This is a genomic window from Mycobacterium sp. NGS51 (assembly GCF_059812525.1).
This window is the reverse complement of the sequence record NZ_JCALCV010000006.1, coordinates 140,604-152,653: the sequence shown is the minus strand read 5'-3', so window position 1 is coordinate 152,653 and position 12,050 is coordinate 140,604. Positions and strand designations below refer to the sequence as shown.

5 protein-coding genes are annotated in these 12,050 nt (G+C 63.9%); 4 read left to right on the top strand and 1 reads right to left on the bottom strand.

Features of this window, described 5'->3' with window-relative positions; genetic code table 11:
- The first annotated feature begins 19 nt into the window (after window positions 1-19).
- From AC5Y5W_RS09945 to AC5Y5W_RS09935, 3 genes are all read left to right on the top strand, one after another.
- Window positions 20-1,285 carry a glycosyltransferase gene (locus AC5Y5W_RS09945; protein ID WP_500010448.1) on the top strand — a complete coding sequence of 422 codons (1,266 nt, stop codon included), beginning with the start codon at window positions 20-22 and terminating at the stop codon, window positions 1,283-1,285.
- 131 nt (window positions 1,286-1,416) lie between these two features.
- Complete coding sequence (locus tag AC5Y5W_RS09940; protein WP_500010447.1) at window positions 1,417-2,226, top strand: TylF/MycF/NovP-related O-methyltransferase; 810 nt, start codon at window positions 1,417-1,419, stop codon at window positions 2,224-2,226.
- Between the two features lie 403 nt (window positions 2,227-2,629).
- Window positions 2,630-3,598: an FkbM family methyltransferase gene (locus AC5Y5W_RS09935; RefSeq protein ID WP_500010446.1), complete on the top strand. Its 969-nt coding sequence runs from the start codon at window positions 2,630-2,632 to the stop codon at window positions 3,596-3,598.
- A gap of 5 nt (window positions 3,599-3,603) precedes the next feature.
- Here the strand turns inward: AC5Y5W_RS09935 and pks2 are convergent, their stop codons facing one another.
- On the bottom strand, window positions 3,604-9,885 hold the full coding sequence (gene pks2, locus AC5Y5W_RS09930) for a sulfolipid-1 biosynthesis phthioceranic/hydroxyphthioceranic acid synthase (protein ID WP_500022269.1): 6,282 nt from the start codon (window positions 9,883-9,885) through the stop codon (window positions 3,604-3,606).
- 424 nt (window positions 9,886-10,309) lie between these two features.
- Between pks2 and AC5Y5W_RS09925 the strand changes: the two genes are divergently transcribed.
- On the top strand, window positions 10,310-12,049 hold the full coding sequence (locus tag AC5Y5W_RS09925) for an AMP-binding protein (RefSeq protein WP_500010444.1): 1,740 nt from the start codon (window positions 10,310-10,312) through the stop codon (window positions 12,047-12,049).
- The last annotated feature ends 1 nt before the right edge of the window (window position 12,050 follow it).

Sequence of the window (12,050 nt, the reverse complement as noted above, 5' to 3'; positions counted from 1 at the left end):
GTGAAAGGCTGGAATCGCGATGATATTTGTGCTGGCATGCTATGGAACTCGTGGCGATGTCGAGCCCGGTGTCGCGGTTGGCCGTGAGCTGCTGCGCCGGGGGCACGAAGTACGCATGGCGGTCCCGCCCGACCTGGTTGGCTTCGCCGAGGCGGCGGGGCTTGCGGCGGTCGGCTATGCACTGGACACGCAGACATGGATGGACGTGCACCGCGACTTGTGGACGCGTCTCTTCCGCAAATTCTGGAGGGTCCGAGATGTGAACAGATTGCGGCGCGAACTTTGGGAACTAGTTAGCCAGTGCTGGGGAGAGGCGAGCACGACACTGACGTCGCTTGCCGACGGTGCCGACCTACTCATCACCGGCCAGAGTTTGGAGGAGCCCGCTGCGAATGTCGCGGAGTATCACGGCATTCCGTTAACGTCGCTGCATTACGCCCCGTCGAGGGCCCACGGGCAGCTCACTCCAATGCTGCCGTCATTGGGACGCTCGGTAATGGCTTTGAACCTGCGGCTGTATTGGCGCATGACGAAGAAGGTCGAGGACGCGCAGCGCAATGAACTAGGCCTCCCGAAGACACGGAGATCCACATCGCGGCGGATCGCCGAGCGCGGGTCGCTGGAAATCCAAGCCTACGACGAGGTTTGCTTCCCCGGGTTGGCGGCCGAATGGGCGAAATGGAACGGGCAACGGCCGTTTGTTGGTGCGTTGACAATGGAGTTGCCGACGGATGCCGATGACGAGGTCGCGTCGTGGATTGCGGCGGGAACGCCGCCGATTTATTTCGGGTTTGGCAGCGTACCGGTCGAATCTGCCGCAGCCACGGTCGCCATGATCGGTGCGGCCTGTGCGCAACTGGGCGAGCGGGCCTTGGTTTGCGCTGGCGGGTCTGACGTCGCCGACATCCCCCATTTCGAACACGTCAAAATTGTGGGCGCGATGAACCATGCAGCCGCCTTCCCGGCATGCCGCGCCGTCGTGCACCACGGCGGCGCGGGCACCACGGCCGCGGGTCTGCGCGCTGGAGTTCCCACGTTGATCCTGTGGACGGCGGCCGATCAGCCGCAGTGGGGAATTCAGATCAAACGACTGAAGCTGGGCACCGCCCGGCGCTTTTCGAGCACTACCCCGCAATCGCTGACCGAGGACCTGCGCACCATCCTTGCCCCGCAATACGCGGCCCGGGCCCGTGAGTTCGCCACGCGGATGACGAAGCCCGCCGAAAGCGTTGCAGCCGCCGCTGATCTTATGGAAAACGGCGCCCGCCTCAGGAGCGTTGGCTGATGGGCGAAAGCAGGCCGTCGAGACGGCCACGCTCGGATTGGGAGCCTGCTCGATGAACTCCGAAACATACGGCGTCGATGAGAGTCTAAACTCATCGCCCACAGCACTGGCATAGGGGATTGGGGACAGTCTTGACGGTGACCGATAGCGACGTGCGATCTCTGTACCTCGACTTGATGCGACGCAACCTCACCAGATACGGGATGCTCGAGCAAATGCCTGGGGGCTGGCCACTGTGGGGACGCCTGCTGTTCAAAACGGGCAACATCATTCAACCCATGACCATGGGTATAAGCCCGTTCGGTCAGCGCAAGCGCGACTTGGGCCTAGACTGTCCGGCCGAAGCCGAGACGATGATTGGAATGCAGAGACTCACCAGCCTGCAGCACTGCGTTGAGACGGTACTGGCTGATGACATACCGGGCGATCTGGTCGAATGTGGGGTATGGCGCGGCGGTGCCAGCATCCTGATGCGCGCGGTCCTGGCAGCCTATGGGGATAAGTCGCGATGCGTGTGGTTAGCCGATTCCTTCGAGGGCATGCCGTCCCCGAATCCCGCCAAGTACAAAGCAGATAAGCGGATGAAGTTCGACCGCATGAAGTTCGTACTGGCAGTGCCGGAAACGGAAGTCAGGGCGAATTTCGAGCGCTACAGGCTGCTAGATGACCAGGTTCGCTTTCTTCCTGGTTGGTTCAAAGACACGCTGCACGACGCTCCGATCGATCGCATCGCGGTATTGCGGCTTGATGGCGACCTCTACGAATCCACGATCCAAGCGCTCGACGCGCTTTACCCGCGACTGTCGCCCGGTGGTTTCTGCATCATCGATGACTACGTGCTTAAACCGTGTCGGGAAGCTGTCACCGACTACCGCGCGAAGCATGGGGTATCCGCAGAGATCATTGACATAGACGGGTGTGGTGCGCTGTGGCGCAAGTAGTTAAGAGATTGAGAGTGCCCGCCTGCAGTGTGTGAGCTGAGGCAACTGTTGGGGTGATCGTCGCCGCCTAGGACAGAGCCCGAAGACAGGAAGTTCTCGAGGAAGATCTCGATTCTCTGCCGTTGTCAAGGCTCTCTGCGATCTAATGGTGTGTGGCTGTCAAAATCTCGGAGACCCAACTCAGCTCGGACACGGCCCAGGGTCGGGTTGAGGACGGAAGCGCTATGCCGTTGGGCCACCGGCGATCACCCGGTTTGTCACCGTACCCGGGTATTCGAGCTGGGGACACCGAGATAGCCGTGTCGACAGTGCTCTTCTGCGCGTTTGGGACGGGCAATGTCGATCCGCCGTCGGCGCGTACCGATTTCACGCGTATTGGTCTCTGGAGGGGTGGGCCGGGGAGATGTTCGAGGCGCTGATCCTGCCGCTGTGGCGGCGGTACATGCGATTTCTACAGACCGATAAGGAACACGTCGGCGTCGCCGAGCGTTGGGCGCGAGCGCTGTTGGTGATAGTGCCCTACCTCGTAGTGGCTGTGCCGCTGTGGGTCCGGACCGCGCTCCGAGGACCGCTGACCGTCGACAGCACCAGCGAGGATGGCGTCCACTTTCGATGCCGGGTCCCAGATTTAATCCCGACGTATATCTACCTGTTCGGCACGTGGGAACCTGATCTCTCGGCGTTTCTGCGCCGCCGGCTGCATCCGGGTGACACTTTCGTTGACGTCGGCGCCAATATCGGGTGCATGACCGCACTGGCCGGCAAGATGGTCGGACCGCGCGGCACCGTGGTGGCGATCGAACCGCTGCCCGCAGTGATCTCCGAACTGGAGGAGATCGTGGCGAGGAACGACCTCACGAATGTCCGCTTGGTCGCCGCCGCGGCGTCGGATCGCGATCACGAACTCCCGCTGTATGTGGGACCGAGCTACAACATCGGGCTGACCTCGACGGTGGCCCGCCGCGGCCTCCACGAGCAGGGCCGCGCCCGGGCAGCGCCGCTCGGCTCGCTCTTAACCAGCCGGGAGCTTGCGACCGCACGCGTGATCAAGATCGATGTGGAGGGCGCCGAGGACCGCGTGCTCGCCGGCATTTTGGCATCCGGCGATGCTCTCGCCGCCGATGTGGAATTGGTGGTTGAACTGTCACCAACATGCTGGCGCGATCCGCAGCTGCGGCCGATTGACGTGCTGGGACCTTTCCTTGAGCGCGGCTTCCATGTCTATCTGCTGCCTAACGATTACACACCATGGCGCTATCTGTGGCCTAGGGATGTCGGTGCTCCACAGCGGCTCCGCGACCTCACGATACTGGGGCGCCGCGTATCGCGGCTCGACATCGTGCTGTCACGCAGCGACGCCGATGCGCTGTGACGGTGTCACACGGCGTCGGCGGGCGCCAGCTTTTCGCAAAGCAGTTCTGCTAAACCGCGAATCGTGCCGATGGTGGTGAGATCCGTCGGATTGAGTCGTATTCCGGTCTCCGTCTCGATGCGGGTCCGCAACTCGAGGGCGCTGAGCGAGTCAAGCCCGTACTCGGCGAGCGACCGGTCGGGATCGACGCTGCGACGCAGGATCAGGGCGATTTGATCGGAGATCAGACGCCGTAGCCGCGTTGGCCATTCATCCGCAGGCAATTCGTTGAGTTCGGCACGCAGTTTGCTTGTGCCCGAGGAGCTTTGCCCTACTGAACGGAAGGCTTCGGCGAATGGCGTGGATTCGGCGAAGGCGCTCAACCATGGGGCTCCCGTCAACGGCGTATAGCCCGTGTAGGCGCGGTCATGGCGCAGCAGCGCTTCCAATGCGTACGCGCCCTCGTCGGGAGCGATAGCAATGTCGGCTCCCGCCAGGGCGGTGGCGCGCCCGATCTGGGCCCAAGGGCCCCAAGCGATCGCGGTGGCAGGCAGGCCCTGAGCCCGCCGCCATCGGGTGAAGGCGTCCAACCAGCTGTTGGCCGCGGCGTACGCACCCTGACCGGGCGAGCCCACCAGCGCGGCCGCCGACGAGAACGAACAGAACCAGTCCAACGGTTGGTCGGCGGTAGCGGTGTGCAAGTTCCATGCACCGTAAACCTTTGGCGCCCAGTCACGCTCGATGAGGTCATCAGTGATGTTGGGTAGTGTGGCGTCCTCGATCACGGCCGCCAGATGCAGTACGCCACGGACCGGAAGCCCGGCGGCCGTCGCGGTGGCGACTAATTGCTGCGCGGTACCGGGTTCGGCGATATCGGCGCATTCGACTGCGACGTCTGCACCGATCGCGCGGATGCATTCGATGGTCTCCAGCACTTCCAGCGTCGGCTGCGAACGAGCGCACAACACGATACGTCCGCAGCCGGCTGCTGCCATCTTCTCGGCCAAGAACAATCCAAGACCGCCCAGGCCGCCGGTGATGATGTAAGCGCTGTCGCGGCGAAAGACCTGGGCGTGTCCCGGCGGCACCACCACCCGGCCAGACCCGCTGCGCGGAATGTCGAGCACCAGTTTGCCCGTGTGCTGCGCACCGCTGATCAGCCGAATGGCGGTGGCGGCGTCGGCCAGTGGGTAGTGCGTGCTCTCGGGCATCGGCAAGACACCGTCGGCAGTGAGCTGGTACACCGTTGTCAACAGCTCTCGCATCCGGTCTGGATGGCTATATGACAGCAGACCCAGGTCGAGACCGTAAAACGCGAGGTTGCGCCGGAAGGGGAAAAGCCCCAAACGGCTGTCGCCATAGATGTCACGCTTGCCGATCTCGACGAATCGTCCACCCAGCGCCAGTATTTCGATGCCTGCGCGCTGTGCGGCGCCGATCGCCGAGTTCAGCACGATATCGACCCCATACCCCTCGGTGTCGCGGCGGATTCCCTCGGCGAAGTCTAGGCTCCGGGAATCGTAGACATGCTCAATGCCCATGTCGCGCAGCAATTGCCGTCGCCGCTCGCTACCGGCGGTGGCGAAGATCTCGGCTCCCGCGGCACGGGCGATGGCGATGGCCGCCTGCCCCACACCCCCGGTTGCCGAATGGATCAAGACCTTGTCGCCGCTTCTGATGTGGGCCAGATCGTGCAGGCCGTACCAAGCGGTGGCGTGGGCAGTAGTCACTGCGGCCGCCTGCGCATCGGACAGGCCGGCCGGCAGGGTAACGGCCAGACGCGAATCACAAGTCAGGAAGGTTCCCCAGCAGCCGTTAGCGCTCAGGCCCCCGACATGATCGCCCACCTTATGGTCCGTCACCTCTGGCCCGACCGCGGTCACCACGCCGGCGAAGTCAGTACCGAGTTGCGGTAGCCGCCCCTCGAAGGCAGGGTAGCGGCCGAACGCCACGAGTACATCGGCGAAGTTGATGCTCGAGGCGCTGATCGCGACTTCGATCTCTCCCGGTCCCGGCGGAACCCGTTCATCGGCAACGAGTTCCATCGACTCCAAGTCACCCGGTGTACGGATCTGTAGACGGACGGCGTCGCGCTCATGGTCGGCGACGATGGTTCGCCGCTCCTCGGGGAGCAGCGGGGTGGGAGACAACCGCGCGACGTACCATTGGCCGTTGCGCCAGGCGGTCTCGTCTTCTTCGGACCCGCTGAGCAGTTGGTGCGCCAGCTCCTCGGCGCTGGTGTCGGTATCGACATCGATCTGAGTTGCGCGCAAGTGCGGGTGCTCGGTGCCCATTACCCGCATGAACCCCCGCAGCCCGGCCTGCTCCAGATTGGGTAAGTCACGGGCAACCACCGGCTGGGCGCTGCGTGTCACGACGTACAGGCGGGGCGGCTGGCCAGGGACTTCAGGCAATTCGCGGGTGATCCGCGCTAGATGCTGCACATACTCGCGGCCTCGCAGCGGACAGTCACTGTCATCGTCGCTGTTTGTCGGTCCGGTGAGGACCACGGCACCGCTGAATCCTCCGGTACGCAACTGGCTTCGCAGCTCATCGCGGTTTGAGGTGTGGTCGGCCTGCAACGGCCAGCATATGGTGGAGCACTGTGCGCCATGGCTTTTCATGACATCGCTCAAGGTGGCGGCAGCCACGTCCGCGGTGGAGCCGGTGCTGATCAGCAGCCAGGACGCGACATCGTCGTGTTCGGCCTCCGGGGATTCTCGTTGCTGCCATTCGATCGTCAGCAGTCGCTCGGCCAGCACCCGCTCTTTGTAGGCGCTGTCCGAGACACCCGTACCCAATTGCAGCCCATGTACGGCGAGCAACACGGCGCCGTGCTCGTCGAGCACGTCAATGTCGGCCTCGATGCCCGACGTGTCGGCTTTGGTCACCCGGGTGTAGCAGTAGCCCGCGTTGCGGGCAGCGCGGTAGGCACGTAGCCTCCGGACGCCCAACGGCAACGCCGGCACGTCCCCGCCAATAGCCTGCACGTCCGGGTGAGCAGCCACGGACTGGAAGCAGGCATCCAGCAGCGCTGGATGCACGCCGTAAGCGTCTTGCTGCGAGCGGATTTGGCGGGGTAGCGCGACCTCGGCCACCACGGCGCCGCTTCCCGCCGCACCGGAGTGCACGGCAGTAAGGCCGGTGAAGGCCGGACCATACTGAAGACCACGCTCGTCGAGTCGCTTGCGCACCTCGGCGCCGTCTTGGCGATGCGGGAGGGCGGCCAGCAACGCGGATGGGTCATGCGCAGGTGACTGCTCATCTGTTGCGGTGTGGAGCATTGCGGCGGCATGGCGCGTTTGGTCACCGCCCCGATTTGTTTCCACCGTGAAGTCGAGGGTGCCCGGTGATGACAACGACGCCGATGCACCGACCGTGGTCTGCTCATCCAGCATCAGCACGTGCTCGAAGCGGATATCACGAACCTCGGCCCGCTCGCCCAGCACAGCCTGGGCCGCTGCCAGCGCCATCTCGCAGTAAGCCGCCCCAGGGAGGACAGCCACATTGCGGATTTGGTGATCGCCCAGCCACGGCTGTGCGGCGGTGCCGATTTCGGCCTGCCACACATGGCGTTCCGGTTCCTCCTGCAAACGCACATGCGGACCCAACAGCGGATGTACCGACACGGTACAGCCACCGTGTACTGGAGATTCTTGAGTCTCGCGGCTGAGCAGCAATTGACGGTGCGTCCATGTCGGCAGCGGCGCGTCGACGAGTCGCCCGCTCGGGTAGAGCATCGAGAAGTCGACCTCGGCGCCGGTGCTGTGCAAATCTGCGAAGAAGCCGCACAGCCCGTTCGGCAGCGGTTGTTCACGGCGCATGCTGGCCAATGCGGCCAGTGGCACGTCGAGACCTCGGGCCGTCTGTTCGAGAGCGCTGGTGAGCAGTGGGTGTGGTGTCAGCTCTGCGAATACTCGGTAGCCGTCTTCGAGCGCGGCCCGCACCGCTGCGGAGAACCGCACCATCTTTCGCATATTGTCCGCCCAATAACCGGCGTTACACACCGGTCGCTCGCGCGGGTCGTACAAAGTTGTCGAGTAGAAGGGAACTTCCGGCGTCATTGGGGTGAGTTCGGCGAGCAAGTCGGTGAGCTCACCGATGATGGGGTCGACCTGGGGTGAATGAAAGGCAACGTCGGCGGGTATCTCGCGAGCCATCACGTCACGCTGTTCCCAGGCTGCCACCAGCTCGCGAACCGGTTGCGCTGCACCGGAAATCACCGTGGACTCCGGTGAAGCCACTACTGCCAGGACAACGTCGTTGATACCCCGGACGGTGAGTTCCGAAAGTACTTGCTGGGCAGGAAGTTGCACCGATGCCGTGGCACCGTTACCCGCGATGCGAGACATCAAGCGGGACCGGCGGCAGACCACGCGAAGCCCGTCTTCCAGCGAGAGCGCTCCCGCGACGACGGCCGCCGCCGCCTCGCCCAGGGAGTGCCCGATGATCGCGCCGGGGTGTGCCCCGTATGCCTTCATGGTGGCTGCGAGGGCAATCTGGATGGTGAACAGCGTTGGCTGGATCCGGTCTTGACCGGTGACGATCTGTGGCGCCGACATCGCGTCGGTCACCGAGAACCCGGACTCACCGGCGATCAGCGGCTCGATTTGGGCGACAGTTGCGGCGAACACCGGTTCGGTCGCCAGCAGCTCAGCGCCCATCCGAGGCCATTGCGAACCCTGCCCGGAAAACACCCATACCGGGCCGCGGTCGTCCTGCCCGACCGCGGCCTGATAGGGAGTATCGCCGTCGGCGACTTCTCGCAAAAGGTCGATGAGTTGCGGTCGACTGCTTGCGATGACGGCAGTACGCACCGGGCGGTGCGCGCGCCGACGCGCCAGGGTGTAGGCCAGGTCTGGTAACGCGACATCGTCACGTGCGTCTGCCCAGTCGGCCAACCGGCCGGCGGTCCGGCGCAGTCCGTCGGCCGACGTGGACGACAGCGGAAACAGCAGCGGCGCCGTCGTCGTCTCTGCTGCCTTCCCGTTGTGTTGCGCATCGGTGTCGGATGCTGCGGGAGCTTGCTCCACAATGGCGTGGGCATTGGTTCCGGAGAACCCGTAGGCCGACACAGCCGCCCGCCGGGGCGTGTGACCGTTGGTGGGCCACGGTGTATTCTCCTGCGGGACAAAAAGACTGGTTTTGATCTCGGCAAGCTCATCGGGTAGCCGGGTGAAGTGCAGATTCTGTGGAATAACGCCATGCTGCAGTGCCAGCGCGGCCTTCATCAGGCCCAATGTCCCAGAGGTCGATTGGTTATGCCCGAAATTGGTCTTTGCGGCCGCCAGCCCGCAGGGCTTGTCGAGGCCGTAAACCTCGGCCAGGCCGGCATATTCAATCGGGTCCCCGGTCGGCGTTCCGGTCCCGTGTGTCTCCACCATGCCGACGGTGCTCGCGTCCACACCGGCTTCAGCCAGTGCGGCCCGGTAGGCGGCGACCTGTGCGGACCGCGATGGTGTGGTGATGGTGACGGTGCGGCCGTCGTTGTTCAGTGCCGTACCGCGCACCACCGCCAAGACTCGGTCACCATCGCGCAGCGCATCCGGTAATCGCTTGAACAGCATCACCACGCAACCCTCGCCAGGCACGAACCCGTCCGCGGCCACGTCGAAGGCATGACAGCGTCCGGTCGGAGACAGCATGCCTCCGGCCGAACCCGAGGCAAACTTCCGCGGGTCCAACGCCACGGCGACGCCGCCGGCCATCGCGAGGTCGCATTCACCTTCGCGCAGGCTGCGACATGCCATATGCACAGTGACCAGCCCGGACGAGCATGCGGCATCCACCGTTACCGCCGGGCCGCGCAAGTCCATCGCGTAGGCGACCCGGCCAGACGCCATGCTGAAGTTGTTCCCGAGGAAGCCGTAGGGCCCCTCCAAGGAATGGGCGTCGGCCGCCAGGAGCTGGTAGTCGCCGTGCGTTAAGCCCATGTACACGCCGGTGCGGGATCCGGCCAGGCTTGTCGGGCTGAGTCCAGCGTGCTCCACTGCCTCCCAAGAGGTTTCGAGTAGCAATCGCTGCTGCGGATCGATCGCTATAGCCTCTGATTCGTTGATGCCGAAGAACTCGGAGTCGAAGCCGGCAATGTCATCGAGGAACGCGCCCCATCTGGACACCGATCGACCTGGCACCCCCGGTTCGGGGTCGTAGTACTCGTCGGCTTCCCAGCGGTCGGGCGGAATGTCGGTGACCAGGTCATCGCCGCGCAGCAAAGCTTCCCATAACTGATCCGGCGATTCGATGCCGCCCGGAAGTCGACATGCCATACCGATGACGGCGACGGGAGTAGCAGGTGTGGTGCCCATTGCCGGCGGCTCATCGGACGACGATGAACGATGGCCACGATCATCGGTCGCGCCGAATGAAACCATTCCACCTCCCCAGCAAACGCGCGGTGCCCTAGGCCGCCGCTTGACTCACGGCGCGGAACCCCCTCAAATTATCAAGGAAAGCGCCTTCGTTTAGGACGAGATGCCGTGCCCATGTCAGGGCGTTCGTGCACGTCAGCGACCTGGGTGGCCGGTTAGAGGCTAGTGTGCGCCGGAAAAGCGTAGAGGCGCGTTAGCCGAAACCGTTACCGAAACGTGACCTCCGACGAGCTAACGCGATAACCCACGCGGACACGACCCGATACCGCGATTCGGCAGGCGTTCCGACGGTGGGCCGGTATGCGCGCCGGACTTCGCTATTCCGGCCGTCCTGCCCGGAGCGCACGGTAACCTCTTGTGGGTGGTGGGGGCTTCTGTCTTGACTTTGCTCTGCGAGCGGGCCAGCTTGCAGCCCGATGACGCGGCGTTCACATATGTTGATTACGAACAAGACTGGGCTGGGATTTCGCAGACGTTGACTTGGTCGCGGCTGTATCGCAGGACACAGAATGTCGCGGAAGCGCTTCGAGGGTCTGGCTCGATAGGCGACCGTGCTGTGATTATGGCGCCGCAGGGTCTTGACTACATCGTTGCGTTTTTCGGTGCGCTACAGGCGGGACGGATCGCCGTCCCGCTTTCGGTTCCATTAGGCGGCGTCAGCGACGAGCGCGTGAGCTCGGTGCTGCATGACGCGTCGCCGTCAGTCGTTCTCACAACGTCTCCTGCCGCAGGCACGGTGGCCGAGCACATCAAGTCGCGGTCGGGCGCATCTGCGCCCTCCGTCGTCGAGGTCGACTTGCTCGATCTTGATGCCGCGACCAGATCCGGTGGTAGCGGCGAGAATCATCCGGGTACGGCCTATCTGCAGTACACGTCGGGGTCGACTCGCCAACCGGCCGGGGTCATGATGTCGCACCGAAACGTGGTGGCCAATTTCGGGCAACTCATGTCCTGCTACTTTGCGGATTACGGAGGGCTGCCGCCAGCGGACGGCACTCTCGTGTCGTGGCTGCCCTTCTACCACGACATGGGTTTATTTATGGGAGTCTGCGCACCGATTCTGGCGGGGGTCCATGCTGTGCTCACCAGCCCGGTGGCGTTTCTGCAGCGGCCGGCTCGATGGATGCATTTGATGGCAACCGATGGTCCCTCATTTTCAGCGGGACCGAACTTCGCATTCGAACTAGCGGTGCGAAAGACATCGGACGACGACATGGCCGGGCATGACCTCGGGAACGTGCTGGGCATCCTCAACGGAGCCGAACGGGTGCACCCGGCCACACTGCGGCGCTTTACCCAACGGTTCGCCCGCTTCAATCTGAGCGAGGCGGCGATCCGACCGTCATATGGACTGGCCGAAGCAACGGTGTATGTGGCGACCCGCGCATGTGCTGAACCACCGGCCGTCGTGCGCTTCGAATCCGAGAAGCTGACCGCCGGTAAGGCGGAGCGCTGCGAAACTCGCGACGGCACAGCGCTGATCAGCTACGGGAGGCCGCAGTCTCCGGTGGTCCGCATCGTCGATCCCGAGACGTGTATCGAGTGCGCGGCTGGAACGGTCGGAGAGATCTGGGTCCACGGCGACAACGTAGCGGCGGGCTATTGGCAGAAACCACGCGAAACCGAAGCTACCTTCGCTGGACGGCTTGTCGCTCCCTCGGCCGGTACACCGGAAGGCCCTTGGCTGCGAACCGGAGACCTGGGTTTCTTCTCCGACGACGAGCTGTTCATCATCGGCCGCATCAAGGATCTGTTGATCATCTACGGGCGCAACCACGCTCCTGATGACATTGAAGCGACGGTGCAGGAGATCAGTGGGGGCCGGTGCGCCGCGATCGCCGTTCCGGACAGTGGCACGGAAAAGCTTGTCGTGATCATCGAAGTCAAAAAGCGGGCCGGGACTGGCGAGGAAGCGCTGGACAAGATCACCCAAATCAAAAGTGAAGTCGCCTCGGCGATCTCGAACTCACACGGCATCAGCGTGGCGGATCTGGTTGCGGTGTCGCCCGGAGCGTTACCGATCACCACAAGCGGCAAGGTCAGACGAGCGACGTGTCTCGAGCAGTACCGGACCGGACAGTTCACCCGCATCGACGCGTAGT

Bases quoted from the DNA above. Each gene is read 5' to 3' on its own strand.
- pks2 (WP_500022269.1), bottom strand. From the start codon at position 9,885: ATGGGCACCACACCTGCTACTCCCGTCGCCGTCATCGGTATGGCATGT.
- AC5Y5W_RS09945 (WP_500010448.1), top strand. From the start codon at position 20: ATGATATTTGTGCTGGCATGCTATGGAACTCGTGGCGATGTCGAGCCC.
- AC5Y5W_RS09935 (WP_500010446.1), top strand. From the start codon at position 2,630: ATGTTCGAGGCGCTGATCCTGCCGCTGTGGCGGCGGTACATGCGATTT.